Here is a 21,342-nt window from a genome sequence, read left to right on the forward strand (position 1 = left end):
GTGACCTGCCCGGCTCAGACCCTCCCGGGCTGACCGACCCGGCCCAGACCCTTCCGGGTTGACCTGCCCAGGCCGGGCACGTCCCAGGGCTGACCTGTCCGGGTCGGGGATGACTGGTCCGGTCCGACGGATGCCCCGCCGGGTCGGGGGTGGCCTGCCTGGTCCGGGCCGCTGCGAGGGGTGACATGGTCATCCTGCCTGGGCTGACCCGTATGGTCGCGCGGAGCGATCGGGTAGGTGCGGCCTGTTCCGCCGCGTGGTGCCGTCGGGGGCCGAGGGGCGGCCATGGGGATTTCCCTACTTCCCGGGGGCCGGGTCCCTGGTTACCCTGCGAGGATGCGTCGCCTCGTGGTACTTCCCCTCGCCGCCCTGGTCCTCTTCGTCATCGCCGCGTGCGGCCCCGACGACCCGCCCTCCGGTCCGTCGACGCCGAAGCCGGGCCCGTCCACGCCGGGAGCGATGAGCCAGCACCGGGCCTGACCCGGGGGCGACGGGGGCGCGGTCACCTCGTCAGCGCCGCGCCCGATCCGGAGGCCTCACCGACGGCCGTCCGGCGCGCCAAAGGATCGGCCGCCCGGCCCAGCCGCCTGCCCTGCCCTGCCCTGCCCTGCCCTGCCCGCCCTGCCCTGCCCTGCCCGCCCCGCCCCGCCCGCCCTGCCCGGCCCAGCCGGCCTGCCCTGCCCGGCCCCGCCCGGCCCTGCCCTGCCCTGCCCGCCCCGCCCCGCCCGCCCTGCCCGGCCCAGCCGGCCTGCCCTGCCCGGCCCCGCCCGGCCCTGCCCTGCCCGGCGTGCCCGGCGTGCCCGGCCTCACGCGGAGGACACGCAGCTGGCCCTCGGCGCGCGATGCCGCCCGCCCCAGCCGGCTCACAGCAGCGGCACGCGCCCGGCCCAGCCCGACAGCACCCGCCCCGGATCGGTGTCGAGCACCCCTTCGAGCAGGGTCGCGTACACGTCGCGGAAGTCCGTGGTCACCCGGAGGTCCCCGCCGTCGAGGTCGGTCAGGCTCGGCTGCCGGCCGTAGAACCCGCCCCTGACCGGCGCCCCGGCCACGAACGCCACCCCGGCCGTCCCGTGGTCCGTACCCTCCGAGGCGTTGCCTTTCACCCGCCGGCCGAACTCGGAGTACACGAGCACGACGACCCCCTCGCCGGCCGGCGTCTTCGCCATCCGGTCCAGGAACGCCGTCACCGCCGTGTCCAGCTCGCCGAGGAGCCGCTCGGCGGGGCCGCGTTCCACGGCGTGGGTGTCGAAGCCGTCGTGGCTGACGGAGTACACCCGGGTGGGGATGTTCGCCTCGACGCACCGGGCCACGAGGTCCAGTTGGGCGCCGATCGCGTCGGGGTCCTCCGGTTCGGTGCCCTGCACCTTCGTGACCAGCGCGTTCACGGACAGCAGGTCGGCGTAGGAGGCGGCGGCCCGGGCGCGCAGCGGGGACTCGCCGGGCGCGGGTCGGGCGAGCGCGGCGACGGGCAGGTCCCGGGGCGATTTCAGACCCTTGAGGGGTACGGAGCCCCCGGCCACCCCGGCCCCTGCCAGCATCGGCGGCAGCACCGGGTCGAGGGAGATCGCGTCGACCGGGGCGCCGCCGGTCACGTCGAGCCACCGGCCCAGCCAGCCGGTCCGGACCGGGGTCTCGGGGGAGCCGGTCTGCCAGATGTCCATGGAACTGAAGTGGCTGCGGTTGGGGCGCGGGTAGCCGACCCCGCGGACGACGGCCAGCCGCCGGGCGTCCCACAGTTTCCGGAAGCCCTTGAGCGCCGGGTTGAGCCCGAGTTCCCCGTCGAGGGCGAGCACCTGGTCGGGCTGGTACGCGAGGTCGGGGCGCGCCGCGTGGTAGGCGTCGTCGGCGTACGGGACGAGGGTGTTCAGCCCGTCGTTGCCCCCGTACAGGGTGACGACCACGAGGGTGCGGCCGCCGCGCCAGGTCGGGGTGGCCGTGGACAGCAGCTCGGGCAGGCTCAGGGCCGCCCCGCCGGCCGCGATGGCCCCGGCCGCCACGACCCCGCTGCCGAGCAGGAACCGTCGCCGCGTCACAGTGTCCATTCCGGACCTCTCCCTCCGCCGGTCCCGCCGGCACCCCGCGACGTGGCCACCCACACCGCGATCGGCCCGACCGGCAGCCGCACGGGCCTGGCCGCCGATCTGTTCGCGGCCAGCCTGATCGGTCGCCCCGCGGATCCGCCCGCCGATCCGCCCGCCGTGAGCCCGGTCATCGCCGACCCGTGGCCGACCCCCGACCCGGTCACGACGTCACGTATTCGGGGCTGGCCAGGGCGGTCGTCACCAGGCGGCGCGGATTCCCGGCCACCTCCGCGAGCGCCGCCCGGGTCCGGTCGCTCCAGGCGTCCACGACCAGGGTCCGGGCCAGGAAGTCGGGCCGCTGACCAGGGGGTACGCCGTCGAGCGCGGCGAGGTCCGCGGCCTCGGCCACCTGGGCGGCGACCTGGAGCCGGGCCTGGGCCGCCGAGGTGGTCAGCCAGGCCGCGCCGGTCGGCCAGCCGCCGACGTTGGGCGGCGCGAGCGGCACCTGGCCGAGGGCGGCGAGCGGGTTGCCCTTCAGCGCGCCGGGCCGGACGCCGAGTTGCCGGCAGGCGCCGACGAGCCAGTCGACCGGGGACTTCACGTGGTCGTCGGCGAGGTGGGTCCAGGCGGAGGCCAGGAGCGCGCGGATGTCCGTACCCGGAGAAGGGGTCGCTCCGTAGAACTTTCCGACCCGCTCGGCGAGGTGCTGGCCGCACGCGGGCTGGTCGACGAGCAGATCCACATAGGACTGTGCGGTGAAGGCGCCCGTCCGGCCGAGGATGGTGACCGGGGACGTGTCGTGCTGGTTGGGATTCAGCGACACGTCCCCGGAGTTCCTGTCGATCTTCCACCCGGTCAGCGCCCGCGCCCCGGCTCGGACGTCGTCCTCGGTGTAGTGGCCGACGCCGAGGGTGAACAGCTCCATGAGTTCGCGGGCGAGGTTCTCGTTGGGGGCCTTGCGGGTGTTCTGCTGGCCGTCGAGCCAGTAGAGCAGCGCCGGGTCGGTGACCATGGCCCGGGCGAGGTCGCGGAAGTCGCCCCGGGCGTGCGCGCGCAGGGTCCCGTGCTGGCGGAGCATCAGGGCGGGGCCGACCTTCTTGACGCTGGTCGCCCAGTGCCCGTGCCAGAAGAGGACCAGCTTCTCGGTGGCGGAGTGCTCGGCGGCCGCCATCCGGTCCAACCACCAGGCGACGGTCTGCCGGACGGCGTCCTTGTCCTTCTTCTCGGTACCGGGGGCCAGGACCGGCACCGGGGTACGCGCCGCGCCCGGGTCGACACCCGGCGGGTCGAGCAACGCCGTCAGGGTGGCGGCGAGGCCGACCCGCTCGGCGGCGTCGACGTCGGCGGCGCGGGGCCCGAAGGTGGCGCGCCGGAGGAGTCGGGAAACGTCGGTCCTGGTGGACATGGCCCGACGGTAGACCCCGAATCCTGGGATTTCGGTGGGAGAACGGGCCGGCCTCGGTAAAGGTGCCCGGGAGCCGGCCCGGGAGTGGTCGGGGTCGGGGCTACCGCCCCTGGTAGACCGGCTTCTCCTTGGCCACGAACGCCATGGTCGAGGCCCGGTGGTCCTCGGTCCGCCCGCAGATCGACTGCGCCTCGGCCTCCACGGCGAGCGAGTCCGCCAGCACGCTGGCCTCGGAGATGGACAGCTGCCGCTTGATCGCGCCGTACGCGATCGTCGGCCCCTGCGCCAGCCGCAGCGCGAGCTCCCGGGCGGCGGGCAGCACGTCCGCGTCGTCGTCCACGAGCTTGGTCAGCAGGCCCAGGCGCAGCGCCTCGGCGGCGTCCACCGGCTCGGCGAGCATCAGCAGCTCGGTGGCCTTGGCGTGCCCGACCATCCGGGGCAGGATCCACGAGGAACCCGAGTCGGCGGCGAGGCCGACCTTCGCGAACGCCATCAGCATGCTGGTCTTCGGCCCGCCGATCCGGAAGTCGGCCAGCAGGGCCAGGGACAGCCCGGCCCCGGCGGCGGAGCCGTTCACGGCCGCGACGACGGGCTTGGGCAGGCTGGCCAGCCGCTGGGCGATCGGGTTGTAGTGGTCGTGCACGGTCTGCAGCGGGTTCCCGGTGCCGCTCTCCAGGGTGGCGAGGTGTTCACGCAGGTCCTGGCCCGCGCAGAACGCCTTGCCGGCGCCGGTGAGCAGCACGGCGCGCACGGAGCGGTCGCCGGCCACGTCGTTGAGGACGAGGCGCAGCTTCTCCTTGAGGGCCACGTTCAGCGAGTTGTACGCCTCGGGCCGGTTGAGGGTCAGCGTCGCGATGCCGTCGGAATACTCGACGAGCAGCGGGTCGGTCATGAGAACTCCTGAAGGCACGTGTCCACGAATCGGTCGGCGGCCGGGCGCAGTCGTCCGGCGTGTCGGTCGAAGAACGTCGCCGCTGTCGTACCGGCCCACCGCTCGGGGAGCAGGGCCGGGGGCAGTTGCGGGTCCTGGAAGAGAAAAGTACGCCAGGCGTGCACGAGCCGGAACCGGGCCGCGTACGCAGCCTCGTCGGGGGCCTCCGGGCCGAGCCGCACGATGGGCTGCTGGGCGGACACGAACTCCGCGTACTTGCGCCCCAGGTCCTCCAGGTCCCACGCCCGCCGGACGAGGGCCGCCGCGCCGCCCGCGCCCGCGAAGTGCTCGGCGGTGAACCGTTCGTACCGGATCCCGGCGTCGGTGAGCAGCGCGTCGATCTCGGGCGCGGGGCGCGGGGACAGCCAGGTTCCGGGGTCCAGCGCGCCGTACCCGAGGAAGGCGAGGTCCGCCGCGAGCCGGCCGCGTTCGGCCCGGTCGAGCGGGAGAGTGACAATGATCAAGTCGAACCGGCCGTCCCAGCCGAGCCGCTCGGTCCGGTAGATCCGGGCGGCGGCCTCGTCCAAACGGCGGGACGCCTTGAGCGTGAGTCGGTAACCTGGCCCTTCGGGCAGTTTGACCGGTTGCAGCCAACCCTGGCGCACCATCCGGGATACTGCGGTCCGGACTGCGGGGGCGGCGATGCCGAGAGGCGCGAGGAGGCGCACGAGAGCGGCCACGGGGGCGGCGCCGCCGCGTGGCCGGAGGTGGTCTCCGTACAGATCGAAGAGCGCCGAGCGCGCTTGCATCCGCAGAGTGTGACAGTTGGACGCCCGAAAATCCAAACTTCTGTCACATTTGCGCTGGGGCGGTTTGGGATCAGGGGCAGTTATCAGGGAAAATCATTGGTTGGCACGTGTGCCGGCACGCCCAGTGGGTACGGGGCCGGCCGCGTGTGCGGTACTAGGCGGCTTGATTGAGGGGAGACAGCATGGCGGCCATGAAGCCGCGGACCGGTGACGGTCCGCTGGAGGTCACCAAGGAAGGGCGCGGCATCGTGATGCGCGTTCCGCTGGAGGGTGGCGGTCGGCTTGTCGTGGAGATGACTCCGGACGAGGCAAAGGCGCTCGGGGAGGCACTGCGGGACGTGGTGGGGTAGTCCCCATCTCTGGCTGATCGGCCCCGAGCCTGCCACACGCACATGTGGCGAGCCGGGGCCGCCGCGCCTGGGGCCCACCGGTCCCCGGCGTCCGGCGAGCCGGGAGCACCACCCAAGGACCGATCCCTGTGCCTTGTCGGTCCTGCCTGACACGTTGAACCGAAGTTGATGGAGGCCCTGTGCAGCTCGACATCCGTCTCTCCGCCGCTCGCGGCGCGCCGGGAGCGCTCGCGCTGCCGGTGTACTCGTCCGGGGAACGGGAGTTCGACGACGAACTGACCGCTTTCCTCGCCGACGCCGAGCACCAGGGCGGGCCGGGTGAGATCTCGAGCCTGCCCAGGCCGCTCCGGAAGCCCCACAAGGTGTTCCTGATCGGGGTCGGCGACGGGTCCCCGGCGGGTTGGCGGGCGTTTGGTGCCGCTGTGACCAGGTCGGCGTCACGGGAGACCTCCGTCACGGTCGAACTGCCGGCTGACCTCGACGGGGACCGGCTGCGGGCCCTCGTCGAGGGGCTGAAACTGGCCTCCTACCGGTTCCGGGAGGTGCCCCTCGCGGCGGACAAGGCCCCCAAGCTGCGCAGGGTGCACCTCGTGGGCCCGATCGACGAGGCGGCCGTCACCGCCGGGCTGGTCACCGCCGACGTGACGACCCTGGCCCGGGACTGGGTGAACAAGAACAGCGCGGACAAGAGCCCGGCCTGGCTCGCCGGCCGGATCCAGAAGGCCGCGGCGAAGGTCCCGGGTGTCGGGGTCCGGATCCGCGAGCCCAAGGAGCTGGCCGACGAGGGCTTCGGCGGCATCCTGGCCGTCGGCGGCGGCTCGTCGCGCGGCCCCCGGCTGGTAGAACTCACATACACCCCCAAAAACCCCACGAAGCATGTGGTACTGGTGGGCAAGGGCATCACCTTCGACACCGGCGGCATCTCGATCAAGCCGGCCGCGGCCATGCTCCTGATGCGCAAGGACATGGGCGGCGCGGCGGCCGTCGTGGGCGCCCTGCTCGGCGCCGCCCAGCTCAAGCTCCCCGTCAAGGTGACGGTCCTGGCCCCCCTTGCCGAGAACGCGGTCAGCGGCGACGCGTTCCGGCCCGGTGACGTCGTCCGGCACTACGGCGGGGCCACCTCCGAGATCCTGAACACCGACGCCGAGGGCCGGGTCGTGCTCGCCGACGCCCTCGCGTACGCGGTGAAGAAGCTCAAGCCCGACGTCCTCGTCGACCTGGCCACCCTGACCGGGGCCCAGAACGTGGCCCTGGGCAAGCGCACCGCCGCCCTGTACGCCGACAGCGACGACCTCGCCGAGGCGCTGACCGTCGCCGGCGCGGAGGCCGGCGAGCGGATGTGGCGGCTGCCACTGCCCGGGGACTATGTGGAGGAACTCGTCAGCGACGTCGCGGACTGGGTGAACTCCACAGAGGTCGGTGGGGGCTCGGTGATGGCGGCGCTGTACCTGCGGGAGTTCACCGGGGCGCTGCGGCCGCAGTGGGCGCACCTGGACATGTCCTCGGTGGCGTGGTCGGACGGGATCGACAAGGACCTGTCCAAGGGCGCGACCGGCTGGGGCGTCCGCACCCTGCTCCGCTGGCTCGAGGCCGTTTCGACCCGCTGAGAACGACGCTGGACTGCGCGAATGGCTCAGAGGCAGGGCGCTGCCCTAGCCTCTGAGCCATTCGCTTGCCAGCGCCGCCCTCAGCGGGCCACTTCGCGTTAGATCAAGGGCATTTACAGCGCCTTGACGGCTACCAGCAGCCCGTCGCCCACCGGCAGCAAGGCGGAGATCCACTCGTTGGACTCCCGCAGCCACTTCACCGTCTCGCGCACCGCGACCGTCTCGACGTCCCGGGCCGCCGGATCCAGCACCCGGCCGCCCCACAGCGCGTTGTCCAGGGCCAGGACGCCGCCGGGCCGCAGCAGCCGGGCCGCCTCGTCCGCGTACTGCGGGTACTCGCTCTTCTCGCCGTCCACGAACACCAGGTCGTACGCCGCGTCGGCCAGCCGGGGCAGCACGTCCAGCGCCCGACCGGTGATCAGCCGGGTCCGGCCGGACGCGAAACCGGCCTCCAGGAAGGCCTGGCGCGCGTACCGCTGGTGTTCGGCCTCAGCGTCCATCGTGGTGAGCACGCCGTCGGGGCGCATCCCGCGCAGCAGCCACACGCCGCTCACGCCGGTCCCGGTGCCGATCTCGACGACCGCCTTCGCGTGCGCCGCGGCGGCCAGTGCCCGCAGGGCCGCCCCGCCACCGGGCAGGATGGGGGTGAGCCCCAGTTCCGTGCCCCTGGCCCGGGCGGCGGCCAACACGGCATCCTCGACAACGTACGACTCCGCGAACTCGCGCGCCTCGCGAGCGAGCACGGTCCTGTCGATGGCACACCTCCTGTTGGTCGGACCCAGCCTAGATGGTTCGCGGCAACCAGCGGCCCTGGACTGGACTCCACGTGCGATGCTGGAAAGGATCGCGTTGAGGGGAGGAGCTGGGGTGCCGCACCTTTCCGGAACTGCGCCGCAGAATACACCGAATGGCACCGAATCGCCCCGTGTGTACGGCCCGGAATCACCCTGGTGGTCCGATGGGCAGCACGACCCGTGGCGCAGTGCCGGCACGTCCGCGGTGTTGATCGCGCATCCGCCCGCCACGGCGCCGGCCCTGGAGCCGCCCGCACCCGCCCGCCCGGGCACCGCGCGGGCCGGCCTCGGCCTGATCCTGACCGTGGCGCTGGTCTCCGCCCTGCTCGCCGGGGCCCTCGGCGGCACCCTGGGCTACGTGTTCGCGGCCCGCAACGGGGTCGGCGGCGGCGGGACCCTGGTCGGCCAGTCGGACGGCAAGCCCGCCCCGGTGACGAACCGGGCGCCGGAGTCCCTGGCCGGGGCCGTGAAGAAGGTGCTGCCCAGCCTGGTGACCGTGCACGCGCAGGACTCCCGCGCGCTGAGTACGGGCTCGGGCTTCATCGTCTCCCCGGACGGGTACATCGTCACCAACCAGCACGTGGTGTCCGAGACCCCCCGGGGCAAGTTCTCCGTGCAGCTCGACAGCGGCGAGGAGGTGTCGGCCACCCTGGTCGGGACCGACGGCGTCTCCGACATCGCCGTGCTCAAGATCGAACGGACCGGGCTGACCCCGATCACCTTCGGCGACTCGGACAAGCTCGCCGCCGGCGACCCGGTCCTGGCCCTGGGCACCCCGCTCGGCCAGGAACGCTCGGTCACCTTCGGCATCATCAGCGCGCTGAACCGGGCCCGCCCCGCCCCCGCCAACGACGTCAACGGCGTCTCCGCCTTCTTCGCGGCCATCCAGACCGACGCCGCGATCAACCACGGCAACTCCGGCGGCCCGCTCGTGGACGCCGCCGGCCGGGTGATCGGCGTCAACCAGCAGATCATCACGGGCGGCAAGGACGACAAGGCGGCCGGTTCCGGCAACATCGGCATCGGGTTCGCCGTCCCGATCAACCAGGCCCGCCGGGTCGCCACCGAGATCATGTCCACGGGGGCCGCCAGGAGGACCGTGATCGGCGCGTCGATCGATCCGGCGTACCAGGGACCGACCGGCGGCGCGAAGCTCCTGTCGGCCACGGAGGGCGGCCCCGCGGCCCGTGCCGGGCTCAAGGCCGGCGACGTGCTGACGGTGTTCGCCGGCCGGCTCGTCCAGGACGGGCCCGACCTGATCGCCCAGATCGCCAAGGCCGGCCCGGGCGCGGTCGTCGCGATCGAGTTCCAGCGCGACGGCGCGAAGCGGACCGCTCAGCTCACCCTCGCCGCCGACAGCAAATAGTCACCTTCCGGTGGCTGGCGCGGTCGCGCCGGAGGCGGGTAGCGTGGCTGCTGGCACGCATCCGTGGCGTGGCCGCTGGCGTGCACAGGGAAAGGAGCGGCGGTGTTCGAGAATCTCGGCTGGATGGAGATCGTCGTCCTGATCCTCGTCGGTCTGTTCATCTACGGGCCCGAGAAGCTCCCGAAGGCGATCAGCGACGGCCTCAAGTTCGTGCGCAACGTCCGCGCGATGGCCAGCAACGCGACGTCCGATCTGAGCAAGGAGATCGGCACGGACATCAAGCTCGAGGACCTGAACCCGAAGACGTTCCTCCGCAAGCACGTGCTCAGCGACGAGGACCAGTCGCTGTTCCGCAACCACGCCGAGGACCTGCGCCGCGAGCTGAACGACGCGCTGAAGGACCCGCGCAAGGACGTCCGGATGGACGAGTACGTGCCGGTGATCGCGGAGAGCAAGCCGTCCAGTGGTGAGCCCCGGGTCCGCAAGTTCGACCTCGACGCCACGTAGGTGGTGGGCCTCCCCGCCCTCAGCGGGCCAAGGCGTTAGATCAAAAGCAAACGTCAGAGGGGTACTCCGGTCGGAGTACCCCTCTGACGTTTTTGGAGCGGGTCAGCGGGACGAGGGGGACAGGCCCAGGGGCTTGCCGACCAGGCTCTCGCGCCGGACCGCCAGCTTGTCGGCCACCTTGCGCAGGGCCGCGCCGGCCGGGGAGTCCGGGTTCAGCGTGACCGGCAGGCCGACGTCCCCGCCCTCGCGGACCAGGGTGTCGATCGGGATCTGGCCGAGGACCGGCACGGGCGCGCCGATGATCTGGGTCAGGGCGTCGGAGACCTGCTGGCCGCCCCCGGAGCCGAACAGCTCCATCCGGCTGCCGTCCGGCAGGTCGAGCCACGACATGTTCTCGATGACGCCCACGATCCGCTGGTGGGTCTGCAGGGCGATCGCCCCGGCCCGCTCCGCCACCTCGGCGGCGGCGGCCTGCGGGGTGGTGACGACGACGATCTCCGCGTTCGGCAGCAGCTGCGCGACGGAGATCGCGATGTCGCCGGTGCCCGGGGGCAGGTCGAGGAGCAGGACGTCCAGGTCGCCCCAGTAGACGTCGGCGAGGAACTGCTGGAGCGCGCGGTGCAGCATCGGTCCGCGCCAGACGACGGCCGCGTTGCCCTGGGTGAACATGCCGATCGAGATGACCTTCACGCCGTGCGCCTGCGGCGGCATGATCATGTCCTCGACCTGGGTGGGCCGGGCGTCCGTGCCGAGCATCCGGGGCACCGAGTGGCCGTAGATGTCCGCGTCGACGATGCCGACCGCGAGGCCCTTGGCGGCCAGCGCGGCGGCCAGGTTGACCGTGACGCTGGACTTGCCGACGCCGCCCTTGCCGGACGCGATCGCGTAGACCCGGGTGCGGGAGTTCGGCTGGGCGAACGGGATGACCGGTTCGGCCGTCGCACCGCCGCGCAGCGAGGACTGCAGGTCCTTGCGCTGGGTGTCCGTCATGACCCCGAACTCGACCTTGACGCCCGTCACGCCGGGCACGGCGGACACGGCGGCGGTGACGTCGGAGGTGAGCTTGTCCTTGAGCGGACAGCCCGCGATCGTCAGGTCGACACCCACGGTGACCAGGCCGTCCGCGCCCACGATGACCTCGCGGACCATGCCGAGGTCGGTGATCGGCCGCCGGATCTCCGGGTCGTTGACGGTGGCGAGGGCGGCGCGGATCGCGTCTTCGAGCGCAATTGCTGGGGCAGACATGATTCTCATGCTACGTCGCTTCCCGGGCCCCCTCCCGGGGCCTCCGGACACCCGACGCCGGACGTGACGCACACCACCGGATCAACCGCGGGGCGCCCTGGCTGGTGGGGCCGTCCCTCGACGCGGCCGGCCGACGGCATGCGGGGCGCGACGGGTCGTGACTCGGACCCGGGCGCTGCACACCTGGCCCGGCCGGCACGCGGGGCGCGGCCCGGCCCACCCTTCCCGGCCCGGGACGCGGACTCACGGCGTCCGGGGCGCGCTGCCGCTCGGTGACGGGGTCGCGGACGGCGACGGGCTCGGGGAAGCCGACGGGCTCGGCGGCGACGGGGACGGCGAACCGGTCGACGGCGTCGCGCTGGGCGACTCCGACGGCGACGGCGACTCCCGCTCGTGCGGGGACTCCGACGGCGTCGGCGTCGGCACCGGGCCGGGATCCCCGCGGTCGCCCCCGCCGAACAGCGTCGACCCCCGGTGCTGGTCCTTGTTGAACAGGCTGGACATCGACTCGCCGAGCACGAACCGCTCGACCACCTCGATCGTGCCCAGGGCCAGCAGGAACGTGGCCACGATCGCGATCGTGACGCTCACCCAGGTGGGCAGAGCCGGCTTCTTCGCGGGCGCCGGGGCGTAGAGCGTGCCGGTGGGGACCCGGGCCATGCCGACCGCCGCCGGCCGGATCACCCGGGTCTCGGGGCCGTCCCCGGGCCGGGCCGCCGAGGGCACGCCGGAGCCGGCCGGGGCGAAGCCGGTCAGGGTGGGGCCGTCCGAGGTCGGGCCGGTCGGGGCGGTGGACGTGCGGTCCGGGTCGGCCGGGTCGCGCTGCTCCGTGTGCGGGCCGTCGTCGTCGGTCGGGAAGCTCTCCGGGTGCTGCTCCGCCAACTCGGTCACGGCGAGCCCGCTGACCTCTTTGAGCTTGTCCTTCGCCTTCGTCAGCGAGTGGGTGTAGAGGGAGCTGCCGATGCCGGCCACCACGCTGGCCACGGCCGCCCCGGTGAGGGTGCCGCCGATCCCGAGCTTCGACAGGGCGAACGCGGCGGAGACCGCAGCGAGGGTACCGGCGGCAACCTGGACGAGATTCAGTTCCAGTTTGGGAGACGCCATCGGACAACCGTGCCCCGGAGTACCCAGAAAATGGGGTTGATTGTGAACAAGCTTACTTACGTTGCTCGTCCACCAGCTTCGCCAGCTCCGAGCGGATGAAGTCGCGGGTGGCCACCTCGCCGAGGGCGATCCGCAGCGAGGCGATCTCCCGGGCCAGGTACTCCGTGTCGGCCTTCTGCGCCGTCGCCCGCCGCCGGTCCTCGTCCAGGGACAGCTTGTCCCGGTCGGCCTGCCGGTTCTGGGCGAGCAGGATCAGCGGCGCGGCATAGGAGGCCTGGGTGGAGAAGAACAGGTTGAGCAGGATGAACGGGTACGGGTCCCAGTGCAGTCCCCAGATCCCGACCACGTTGAGCAGGATCCACACGATCACGAAGACCGTCATGTAGAGGATGAACCGGGCCGTCCCCATGAACCGGGCGAACGTCTCGGCGAACTTCCCGAACACGTCCGCGTCGAGCCGGGGGAGCCGCATGCCCCGTTCGGCCGGCTGGTCGAGGCGGCGGCCGCGCGCCTCAGTCATGCCCGCGGTCCCGCCAGTCGCGCGGCAGCAGGTGGTCGAGCAGGTCGTCGACGGTCACCGCGCCGACCAGGCGGCCCGCGTCGTCCACGACCGGCATCGCCACCAGGTTGTACGTCGCCATCCGCCGGGTGATCTCCGGGGTCGTGATGTCCGGGGACAGCGGGTCGATGTCGTTGTCGACGATCCCGCCCACCAGCTCGGCCGGCGGCTCGCGGAGCAGGGACTGGAAGTGCGCGACCCCGAGGTACTTCCCCGTCGGGGTCTGCATCGGCGACCTGCACACGAACACCTGGGCGGCGACGGCCGGCGGCAGCTGGGGCTCGCGGATCCGGGCCAGCGCCTCGGCCACCGTGGCGTCCGGGGTGAGCACGATCGGTTCGCTGGTCATCAGCGACCCGGCGGTCCCCGGCAGGTACTCCAGCAGCTGGCGGACCGGGTGCGCCTCCTCCGGCTCCATCAGGCTGAGCAGCTCCGCCCGGTCGGACCGGGGCAGCTCGTGCAGCAGGTCGGCCGCGTCGTCGGGGTCCATCTCCTCCAGGACGTCGGCGGCGCGCTCCTTGTCCAGGGCGGTGAGGATCTCCACCTGGTCGTGTTCGGGCAGCTCCTGGAGCACGTCCGCGAGCCGCTCGTCGTTGAACGCCTCCGCGACCGCGAACCGGCGCTTGCCGTCGAGGTCCTGGAGCACGTTGGCCACGTCGGCGGCGCGCATGCCGTCCATCGTGGCCAGCAGCGAGGCGGTGCCCTGCTCCTCGGGTACGCCGACCAGGTTCGGGACGTCCGTCCAGTTCAGCTGCTGGAGGTGCCCCCGGCGGGTCAGCCGGCCGGTGTGCTCGCGGACCGCGACCTTCGACAGCATCCAGTCGCCGGCCCGTTCGCGTTCCATCGCGATGTCCACCACGGTGCCGTGCTTGCCGTCGGGCAGGTCCACCCGCCGGTCCAGCAGCTCCTCGAGGACCAGCAGCTCGCCGGGGCGCTTGCCGAACCGGCGCAGGCTGATCGTGCCCGTGGACAGCGCGACCGCGTCGGCGTCCATCGCGATCACCCGGCCCATGGGGATGAAGATCCGCCGCACGGCCGGGATCTCCGCGATGATGCCGATCACCCGGCAGGGCTGGCCGTCGGTGCGGGCACGGGCCAGCACGTCCCGGACCCGTCCGACCTGGTCGCCGTTGGGGTCGAAGACAGCGATGCCGGCGAGCCGGGCGACATATACCCGAGTCGCCGTGGTCACGGCACCAGCCTAGCGGGGGCGTTTGACCCGGTGCAGCCTGAACGGACTCTTCGTCCTGCGTGCGGCGGGGGTGGCCGGGGCCTCGGCGGCACCCGACGCGTCGGTCAGCGCGACCAGCGCCCCGGTGGGTGCCAACTTGTGCACCACACACGTCGATGCCCACCGGGCGACGGTGTCCTCGGCGGCCGACAGGTTCAGCCGTTTCGCGGCGAGCTGCGGGGCCACGGCGTCCCACTCCTCGGTACCCGGCGCCACGGCCGACACGTCGGCGGTCCAGTCCACGATCCGGCCGCCGTGGTCCCCGCGCAGCGTCACGGTCGCGGTGCCGGCCCCGGACAGCCCCGGCGCGGCCTGCTCGTCGGGGCCGCTGACCACGTACAACGCGCCGTCGATCCACAGGCACCAGACCGCCCCGCCCGGGGTCAGCCAGGCGATGGCGGCCTTCTTGGCGGCCTCCTCGATCAGCGGATCGAGCCGGGGGGCGGCGTCAGCCGGGGCGCCGGTCTGCGGGTCGGTCATGCCCCACAGTGTGCCAGCACCGCCGACAGGCTGGCGATCGTCGGGCCCCGCCAGTCGGGCTCCGCGTTGTACGTCAGGTGCCCGGCGCTGTCCGGGGCCAGCAGCCGGATCGGGTGCAGGCCGGCGCGCAGGGCACCGGTGAGCTCGTTGCTGCCGCCGTCGCCGACGTACAGGCACTCGTCGGGGAGCACGTCGAGGGCCTTGTAGGCGGTGGCGTACATCGCCGGGTCGGGCTTGCAGTAGCCGGTCTCGAAGGAGAAGACGGTCGCCTGCACGTACGGCGCGACCGCCAGGGTGGACCACAGCAGGGGCAGTTCGTTCGTGCAGTCGCTGACCAGGCCGACCCGGATGTCCCGGGACCGCAGCGCCGCCAGGGTGGCCACCGCGTCCGCCCGGAGCCGGGCGTCGTGCCGCAGCACCTCCAGCCGGGCGGTGCACACGTCGCGGACCTGCTGCCCGGAGAGGGTGACGCCGAGCCGGGCGGCCAGCATCCTGATCGTGGCCGGCAGGTCGCCCCAGGCCCCGGTCGCCCGGGAGTAGAACGTCTCGTTCAGGGCGTCGCCGAGCGCGGCGGACGTGACCCCGAGCAGGTCGGCGACCCGCTCGTGCGCGGCGCCACGGGCGACGGCGTGGGTGAGGGTTCCGAAGAAGTCGAAGAGGACGGCACGGACGGGACCGGACGCGGGGGCGCCAAGATCGAGGGTCATGGCGAAAGGGTAGCGATCGGATGAACGCAGCGTTATCCCCTGGACGACCGCCGTGCGGTCAATTTGGGGCTGAGGACGACCACGGCCACGCCGGTGACCAGCAGCGCGAGGCCCGGCAGGGAGCTGGCGGCCGGCACCTGGTCCAGAATCAGCCAGCCGAGCAGCGCGGCCCCCGGAACCTCGAGCAGGATCAACACCGACAGGACATGCGCGGGTACCCGCCGCAGCGAGAAGTTGAACAGGGAGTGCCCGAGCAGCTGCGGCCCCACGGTGAGGGCGACGAGCAACAACCAGGCCCCCGACGGGTACCCGATGAGCGGCACGTCCCACAGCACGCACACCGCGAGCAGCACGAACGCGCACACCCCGTAGCACAGCCACGTGTACGTCGTCGTGCTCACGTCCGCGCGCACCTTCTCGCCGAAGCTCACGTACACCGCCGCGAACAGGCCGCCGAGCAGCGCCAGCAGGTCCCCCAGCAGCGCCTCGGGGCTGCCGTTGAGGTCCGCGCCCGTCGCCACCACCGCCCCGGCGAACGCCAGCCAGATGCCCAGCCACATCGACCGGCCCAGCTTCTCGCCCCGGAAGAACGCGAACACGCCCGTCCAGATCGGCTGGGTGGTGGCCAGGGCGGTGGCCGTCGCGACGCTGGTCAGGGTCGCACTGGGTACCCAGGTGCCGAAGTGCGCGGCCAGCGCCACCCCGGCCAGCACGCACAACGCGATCTGCCGCCGGGTCAGCGCGCCCAGCTCCTCGCGCCGCCGGACCGCGACGACCGGACTGAGCGCCCCGACCGCCAGCGCGTTCCGCCAGAACGCGATCGCCAGCGCGGGGGCCGCCGTCGCCGCGATCATCGGGCCGGAGGCCGACACGGCGACGATGCCGACGGCGAGCGCGGCGTAGGTGGGCCAGTGGGCGCGGGGGGTGGTCACGGGCCGATGCTAGGTGCAGGCCGACCGGGTGCCCCGGGCCGGGCGGCCCCGGTCCCGACCAGCGGCATTCGCGCGCGTGGTCCGGGCAGGGGGGCCGCGTACCCGTCGAAGTGGGGTTGTCTGTCACCGGGGAGCTACGGGGTGTGCTATATCCCACAGGGTTGTTCTGCCCGGTCCCGCGCTGAAGTTACGCTCCCGACTACCTACGGGTAACTCCGCGCTCGACGCCCCGGCAGAGCGCCGACCCGCCCGCGCGACAACCAGGGAGATCGAACAATGGGTGCACACGGACGTCCCCGCCGGTCCTGCCTCGCCGTACCCGGCTCGAGCGTGAAGATGCTCGGCAAGGCCCAGGGACTGCCCGCCGACCAGGTCTTCCTCGACCTGGAGGACTCGGTCGCACCGCTGGCCAAGGCCGACGCGCGGAAGAACATCGTCGCCGCGCTCACCGAGGGCGACTGGGCGGGCAAGACCCGGGTCGTCCGGGTCAACGACCTGACCACCCAGTGGACGTACCGGGACGTGATCGACATCGTCGAGGGCGCCGGTACCCACCTCGATGCGATCATGCTCCCGAAGGTGCAGACCGTCGCGCACGTCCAGTGGCTGGACCTGCTGCTCACCCAGGTCGAGAAGACCCTCGGCCTGCCGGTCGGCGGGATCGGCATCGAGGCCCAGATCGAGAACGCGCGCGGCCTGGTGAACGTCGACGACATCGCGGGCGCCTCGCCCCGGGTCGAGACGATCATCTTCGGCCCGGCCGACTTCATGGCCTCGATCAACATGAAGTCCCTGGTCGTGGGCGAGCAGCCGCCCGGCTACGACGTCGGCGACGCCTACCACTACATCCTGTCCCGGCTCCTGATGGCCGCCCGCGCGCACGACCTCCAGGTCATCGACGGGCCGTACCTGCAGATCCGCGACGTGGACGGCTTCCGCCGGGTCGCCGGCCGGTCCGCCGCGCTCGGCTACGACGGCAAGTGGGTGCTGCACCCCGGCCAGATCGACGCCGCCAACGAGCTGTTCTCGCCGGACCAGGGCGACTACGACCACGCCGAACTCATCCTCGACGCGTACGACTACTACACGTCCGAGGCTGGCGGCCGGGTCGGCGCGGTCATGCTCGGCGACGAGATGATCGACGAGGCTTCCCGGAAGATGGCGCTGGTGATCGCGGGGAAGGGGCGCGCGGCGGGGATGACCCGCACGTCGAGCTTCACGCCCCCGGCCTAGCGGCCACGGGCCTCGCTCCGGCCGGCCTGGTTCGGGCCGGCCTGGCTCCGGCTGGCCTGGCTCCGGTCGGCCCGGGCGACGTCGGCCCGTTTCGATGAGGGGTGCCCCCGCGCCGGGGGCACCCGCTCAGTAGTCGTACGTGCTCGTGTTCGCCTCGTTGATCGCCCAGACGACGAACACGACATAGAACCCGATCACCAGCACCCCGATCGCCGTGCCGATCCAGCCGATGATGATGCCGGCGAGCGCCATGCCGTCGCCCTCCTCGCCGCGCTCCTTGATCTGCTTGCGGGAGACGTGGCCGAGGATCGCGCCGACGAAGCCGAAGACGCCCGTGCACAGCACCAGCGCGACGATCGACGTGACCATCGAGGCGATGGCCATCCCGTTGGTCGGCCGGCTGCCCACGTACTGCGGGGCGTACGCGTACTGCGGCGGGTACGGCGCGCCGGTGACCGGCTGGTTCGGGTCCCAGTGCTGGTTCGGGTCCCACTGGTTCGGGTCCTGCGGGGGGTAGCTCATGTTCCCCATTGTGCTGGTGCCCGCAAGTTATCTGTTGGTGGTCAGATCGCGGTACCAGTCATTGCCGGGCAGCAGCAGCGCTACCGCAATCATCACGAAGAACAGCGCGAATGCGATCCAACCACAGATAATGCCGGCGAGCGCCTTGCCCGCGCCGCCCTCGCCGCGCTCGCGGATCTGCTTGCGCGCCACGTGGCCGAGGATCGCGCCGACCGCGCCGGCCAGACCGGCCACCGAGCAGCACACCACCAGCGCGAGCCCGGCGATCGAGGTGATCATCGAGGCCAGGGCCAGGCCGTTCTGCTTCGGCGGGCCGTACTGCTGCTGGCCGTACGGGTTGTACGGGCCACCGGTGACCGGCGGGGCGCTGAACTGCTGGTTGTACACCGGGTAGCCGTTCGGGTCGTACCCGGCCGGCTGCTGCGGCTGCTGGTACGCGTACGGATCCGGGTACGGCGTCGGGACCTGGAAGTTCAGCGGGTCCGGCTGCTGCTGGTACTGCGGATCCTGCTGCTGGTACTGCGGGTCCTGCTGCGGATACTGGGGGTTCTGCGGCGTGCCCTGCTGGTAGGGGTCATTCTGGGGGTGCGGATAGGTCATGGCACCCATGGTGGTACCTCAGCCCGGCATCCGCAGCCCCGGGGGCGTGGCGAAGACGACTCGCCCGACGGGTGGTTGCCGGCAAACGTGTCTAAGGGGCAGGATCACGGCATGGCAGCACAGCCCGCGGTACTCGCCGCCCCAGCACCCACAATGGCCCCCACTGACCGACTGGACGGCAAGGTAGCCCTGGTGACGGGTGCCGGCAGCCCGGACGGCATCGGGTTCGCCACCGCCCTGCGGTTGCGCGCGCTCGGCGCGGAGGTCGCCATCGTGTCGACCACCAAGCGGATCCACGAACGCAGCAAGGAGATCGACGCGCTCGGATTCGTCGTCGACCTGACCGACGACGCGGAGGTCGCCGGTCTCGCCGACGCCGTGATCGAGCAGCTCGGCGAGGTCGACATCATCGTCAACAACGCCGGCCTGGCCAGCAAGAGCAGCCCCGAGGTGTTCCGCCCCGTCTCGCAGCTCAGCTACGAGGAGTGGAAGGCCGAGATCGACCGGAACCTGAGTACCGCGTTCCTGGTCAGCCGGGCCTTCGTCGGCGGCATGACCGAGCGCGGCTGGGGGCGGATCGTCAACGTGGCCGCCACCGCCGGGTACCTGAACGCGATGCCCGCCGAGGCGGCGTACGCGGCCGCGAAGGCCGGCGTCATCGGCCTCACCCGCGCGCTGGCCATGGAGGTCGTCGCCGACGGCATCACGGTCAACGCGGTGGCCCCGGGCACGATCCGCACCGGCTCGTCCACGGTCGCGGAGCTGCGGCACGGCCTGGACACCCCGATGGCCCGCCCGGGTCTGCCGGAGGAGGTGGCGGCGGCGATCACGTTCTTCTGCACGCCGGCCGCGTCGTACGTGACCGGCCAGGTGCTCGTGGTCGACGGCGGCAACAGCGTCCGCGAGTCGAACTACCGCTAGCCGGAAAGCCGTCCGGGGCCGTCCAGGCTGGGCCCCGGGCGGCCCCGGGTGTCGGCTATACGACGACGGCGCGGGCCCCGGGTGGGGTCCGCGCCGTGGTGTCGGGAGGTCTAGTAGTTGCTGGAGTCCGCCATGGCCCCGAAGAAGCCGATGCCGAAGATGCCGCAGCAGTACAGCACGAAGAAGCCGGTGAAGATGTAGCCGATCACCAGGCCGGCCGTCGCCAGGCCGTCGCCGTCCTCGCCGGTCTCCTTGATCTGCTTCTTGGCCATGTGGCCGAGCACGATCGCGACCGGGGCGAACACGAAGGCGAACACGAGGGCCAGGATCGCCATGGTGTTGGTGCCCCGGGGCTGGACGTACCCGTAGGGCTGCTGGGCGAACGGCTGCTGGTAGCCCGGCTGACCGTAGGGCTGCTGCTGCGCGTACGGGTCGTACGGGGCGCCGGTGCTCGGCGGCGCGCTGTACGGCTGCTCGTACTGCGGGTAGCCGCTCTGGTCATACCCGCTCGGCTGGCCGTAGCCCGGCTGGGGCGGCTGCTGACCCTGGGGGTTATATGGATCTTGCGGGTACGTCATTGACTTTCCTCCCTCTACCCGCCAGACGGTACCTGTACCGCGCCACCCGCGCATAGCCTGAGGGCAGTGGGTCGCGGGCAAGGGTCGGGAACGCGACGTGAGCCCGGGGCCCGAGTACGAGGAGCAGGTGGCCAGGGTCACAATGGCGGCACGTCCCGCTCACCTGAACGCTCGTTCATACTCACCAGTAATATTGGATTGGCCTGGAGGTGCCATGCCCCGCCTCGCGCAGACCCGCGATCTCACCGAAGTGCAGCGCGACATCCTGTCGACTGTCCGGGAGTTCGTCGACAAAGAGGTCATCCCGCACGCGCAGACCCTCGAGCACGGCGACATCTACCCCGAGAAGATCGTCGCCGGCATGCAGGAACTGGGCCTGTTCGGCCTGACCATCTCCGAGGAGTACGGCGGGCTCGGCGAGTCCCTGCTGACCTACGCCCTCGTGGTCGAGGAGCTGTCCCGGGGCTGGATGAGCGTCTCCGGCATCGTGAACACGCACTTCATCGTCGCGTACCTGCTCCAGCAGCACGGCACCCCCGAGCAGAAGGCCCGGCTGCTGCCCCGGATGGCCACCGGCGAGGCGCGCGGCGCGTTCTCCATGTCCGAGCCCGGCTGTGGCTCCGACGTGGCCGCGATCCGCTCCAAGGCCGTACCCGTCGACGGGGGTTGGCGGCTCGACGGCCAGAAGATGTGGCTGACCAACGGCGGCTACTCCTCGATCGTCGCCACCCTGGTCCGCACCGAGCTCGGCGCCGACACCCCCTACGGCAACATGTCGACCTTCCTCCTGGAGAAGGAGCCCGGCTTCGGCGAGACCGCGCCCGGCCTCACCATCCCGGGCAAGATCGAGAAGATGGGCTACAAGGGCGTCGAGACCACCGAGATGCTCCTCGACGGCCACGTGGTGCCCGAGACCGCGCTGCTCGGCGGCGAGACCGGCAAGGGCTTCTACCAGATGATGGACGGCGTCGAGGTCGGCCGGGTCAACGTCGCCGCCCGCGCGTGCGGCATCTCGATCCGCGCGTTCGAGCTGGGCATCGCCTACGCCCAGCAGCGCCAGACGTTCGGCCAGCCGCTGTACAAGCACCAGGCCATCGCGTTCAAGCTCGCCGAGATGGGCACCAAGATCGAGGCGGCGCACGCGATGATGGTCAACGCCGCGCGGCTCAAGGACGCCGGGCAGCGCAACGACGTCGAGGCCGGCATGGCGAAGCTGCTCGCGTCGGAGTACTGCGCCGAGATCGTCACCGAGTCCTTCCGGATCCACGGCGGCTACGGCTACGCCAAGGAGTACGAGATCGAGCGCCTGATGCGCGAGGCCCCGTTCCTGCTGATCGGCGAGGGCACCTCGGAGATCCAGAAGACGATCATCTCCCGGGGCCTGCTGCGCGACTACCGCGCCTAGACGTGCGACCGCGGCCCGGGCGCTCACCCCGGGCCGCGAAACCCCGCAGATCAAACCCATTTTCCGGTTACGAGTGGGGCTGCGACCGGCATCTG

General features: G+C 72.2%; 23 protein-coding genes. 8 read left to right on the plus strand and 15 right to left on the minus strand.

What is annotated here, in order from left to right; genetic code table 11:
• Positions 1-336 precede the first annotated feature (336 nt).
• Complete coding sequence (locus tag PT931_RS01695; RefSeq protein ID WP_456243934.1) at positions 337-480, plus strand: hypothetical protein; 144 nt, start codon at positions 337-339, stop codon at positions 478-480.
• Positions 481-863: 383 nt separating this feature from the next.
• On the opposite strand, the gene PT931_RS01700 is transcribed toward PT931_RS01695, so the two are convergent.
• The 4 genes from PT931_RS01700 to PT931_RS01715 all read right to left on the minus strand — a co-directional run bounded on the left by PT931_RS01700 (position 864) and on the right by PT931_RS01715 (position 5,106).
• On the minus strand, positions 864-2,042 hold the full coding sequence (locus PT931_RS01700) for a DUF1501 domain-containing protein (RefSeq protein WP_456243935.1): 1,179 nt from the start codon (positions 2,040-2,042) through the stop codon (positions 864-866).
• A 199-nt stretch (positions 2,043-2,241) separates the two neighbouring features.
• Complete coding sequence (locus PT931_RS01705) at positions 2,242-3,426, minus strand: DUF1800 domain-containing protein (protein WP_456243936.1); 1,185 nt, start codon at positions 3,424-3,426, stop codon at positions 2,242-2,244.
• Positions 3,427-3,526: 100 nt separating this feature from the next.
• Positions 3,527-4,318: an enoyl-CoA hydratase/isomerase family protein gene (locus PT931_RS01710; protein ID WP_456243937.1), complete on the minus strand. Its 792-nt coding sequence runs from the start codon at positions 4,316-4,318 to the stop codon at positions 3,527-3,529.
• Positions 4,315-5,106: a PaaX family transcriptional regulator gene (locus PT931_RS01715; RefSeq protein WP_363730275.1), complete on the minus strand. Its 792-nt coding sequence runs from the start codon at positions 5,104-5,106 to the stop codon at positions 4,315-4,317. Before PT931_RS01715 ends, PT931_RS01710 begins: the two co-directional genes overlap by 4 nt.
• 182 nt (positions 5,107-5,288) lie before the next feature.
• Here PT931_RS01715 and PT931_RS01720 point away from each other — a divergent pair, with 182 nt between their 5' ends.
• Together PT931_RS01720 and PT931_RS01725 are read left to right on the plus strand one after the other, a co-directional pair.
• Complete coding sequence (locus PT931_RS01720) at positions 5,289-5,456, plus strand: DUF3117 domain-containing protein (RefSeq protein ID WP_197005545.1); 168 nt, start codon at positions 5,289-5,291, stop codon at positions 5,454-5,456.
• A gap of 233 nt (positions 5,457-5,689) precedes the next feature.
• Positions 5,690-7,063 (plus strand): leucyl aminopeptidase, encoded by a 1,374-nt coding sequence (locus PT931_RS01725; protein ID WP_456244067.1) that lies wholly within the window; start codon positions 5,690-5,692, stop codon positions 7,061-7,063.
• A gap of 113 nt (positions 7,064-7,176) precedes the next feature.
• Here PT931_RS01725 and PT931_RS01730 read toward each other — a convergent pair whose 3' ends face one another.
• Complete coding sequence (locus PT931_RS01730) at positions 7,177-7,752, minus strand: O-methyltransferase (RefSeq protein ID WP_363730593.1); 576 nt, start codon at positions 7,750-7,752, stop codon at positions 7,177-7,179.
• Positions 7,753-8,062: 310 nt separating this feature from the next.
• On the opposite strand from PT931_RS01730, the gene PT931_RS01735 reads away from it, so the two are divergent.
• On the plus strand, positions 8,063-9,223 hold the full coding sequence (locus PT931_RS01735) for a S1C family serine protease (RefSeq protein ID WP_456243938.1): 1,161 nt from the start codon (positions 8,063-8,065) through the stop codon (positions 9,221-9,223).
• Between the two features lie 102 nt (positions 9,224-9,325).
• Positions 9,326-9,730: a Sec-independent protein translocase subunit TatB gene (locus PT931_RS01740; protein WP_456243939.1), complete on the plus strand. Its 405-nt coding sequence runs from the start codon at positions 9,326-9,328 to the stop codon at positions 9,728-9,730.
• Positions 9,731-9,832: 102 nt separating this feature from the next.
• Here the strand turns inward: PT931_RS01740 and PT931_RS01745 are convergent, their stop codons facing one another.
• The 7 genes from PT931_RS01745 to PT931_RS01775 form a co-directional block, all read right to left on the minus strand.
• Positions 9,833-10,975 carry a P-loop NTPase gene (locus PT931_RS01745; protein WP_456243940.1) on the minus strand — a complete coding sequence of 381 codons (1,143 nt, stop codon included), beginning with the start codon at positions 10,973-10,975 and terminating at the stop codon, positions 9,833-9,835.
• Positions 10,976-11,218: 243 nt separating this feature from the next.
• Positions 11,219-12,079 carry a hypothetical protein gene (locus PT931_RS01750; RefSeq protein ID WP_456243941.1) on the minus strand — a complete coding sequence of 287 codons (861 nt, stop codon included), beginning with the start codon at positions 12,077-12,079 and terminating at the stop codon, positions 11,219-11,221.
• A gap of 52 nt (positions 12,080-12,131) precedes the next feature.
• On the minus strand, positions 12,132-12,599 hold the full coding sequence (locus tag PT931_RS01755; RefSeq protein WP_456243942.1) for a DUF1003 domain-containing protein: 468 nt from the start codon (positions 12,597-12,599) through the stop codon (positions 12,132-12,134).
• The gene (locus PT931_RS01760) at positions 12,592-13,830 is read right to left on the minus strand and encodes a magnesium transporter MgtE N-terminal domain-containing protein (protein WP_456243943.1); all 1,239 of its coding nucleotides are present in this window, start codon (positions 13,828-13,830) and stop codon (positions 12,592-12,594) included. Before PT931_RS01760 ends, PT931_RS01755 begins: the two co-directional genes overlap by 8 nt.
• 9 nt (positions 13,831-13,839) lie before the next feature.
• Positions 13,840-14,349, minus strand: a complete 510-nt coding sequence (locus PT931_RS01765; RefSeq protein ID WP_456243944.1) for a hypothetical protein — start codon at positions 14,347-14,349, stop codon at positions 13,840-13,842.
• Positions 14,346-15,056: an HAD family hydrolase gene (locus PT931_RS01770; protein ID WP_456243945.1), complete on the minus strand. Its 711-nt coding sequence runs from the start codon at positions 15,054-15,056 to the stop codon at positions 14,346-14,348. The genes PT931_RS01765 and PT931_RS01770 overlap by 4 nt, the downstream gene beginning before the upstream one ends.
• Before the next feature lie 32 nt (positions 15,057-15,088).
• Entirely contained in the window at positions 15,089-15,988 is a 900-nt protein-coding gene (locus PT931_RS01775; RefSeq protein WP_456243946.1) for a DMT family transporter, read from the minus strand.
• A 276-nt stretch (positions 15,989-16,264) separates the two neighbouring features.
• Between PT931_RS01775 and PT931_RS01780 the strand changes: the two genes are divergently transcribed.
• Complete coding sequence (locus tag PT931_RS01780) at positions 16,265-17,221, plus strand: HpcH/HpaI aldolase/citrate lyase family protein (RefSeq protein ID WP_456243947.1); 957 nt, start codon at positions 16,265-16,267, stop codon at positions 17,219-17,221.
• Positions 17,222-17,347: 126 nt separating this feature from the next.
• Here PT931_RS01780 and PT931_RS01785 read toward each other — a convergent pair whose 3' ends face one another.
• Complete coding sequence (locus tag PT931_RS01785; protein WP_456243948.1) at positions 17,348-17,743, minus strand: DUF4190 domain-containing protein; 396 nt, start codon at positions 17,741-17,743, stop codon at positions 17,348-17,350.
• A gap of 27 nt (positions 17,744-17,770) precedes the next feature.
• On the minus strand, positions 17,771-18,343 hold the full coding sequence (locus PT931_RS01790) for a DUF4190 domain-containing protein (RefSeq protein WP_456243949.1): 573 nt from the start codon (positions 18,341-18,343) through the stop codon (positions 17,771-17,773).
• A gap of 111 nt (positions 18,344-18,454) precedes the next feature.
• Between PT931_RS01790 and PT931_RS01795 the strand changes: the two genes are divergently transcribed.
• Positions 18,455-19,264: an SDR family NAD(P)-dependent oxidoreductase gene (locus PT931_RS01795; RefSeq protein WP_363730243.1), complete on the plus strand. Its 810-nt coding sequence runs from the start codon at positions 18,455-18,457 to the stop codon at positions 19,262-19,264.
• Positions 19,265-19,374: 110 nt separating this feature from the next.
• On the opposite strand, the gene PT931_RS01800 is transcribed toward PT931_RS01795, so the two are convergent.
• The gene (locus PT931_RS01800; RefSeq protein ID WP_363730242.1) at positions 19,375-19,842 is read right to left on the minus strand and encodes a DUF4190 domain-containing protein; all 468 of its coding nucleotides are present in this window, start codon (positions 19,840-19,842) and stop codon (positions 19,375-19,377) included.
• Between the two features lie 214 nt (positions 19,843-20,056).
• Between PT931_RS01800 and PT931_RS01805 the strand changes: the two genes are divergently transcribed.
• Complete coding sequence (locus PT931_RS01805; RefSeq protein WP_456243950.1) at positions 20,057-21,247, plus strand: acyl-CoA dehydrogenase family protein; 1,191 nt, start codon at positions 20,057-20,059, stop codon at positions 21,245-21,247.
• Positions 21,248-21,342 lie beyond the last annotated feature (95 nt).

It is taken from the genome of Longispora urticae, from assembly GCF_053902585.1.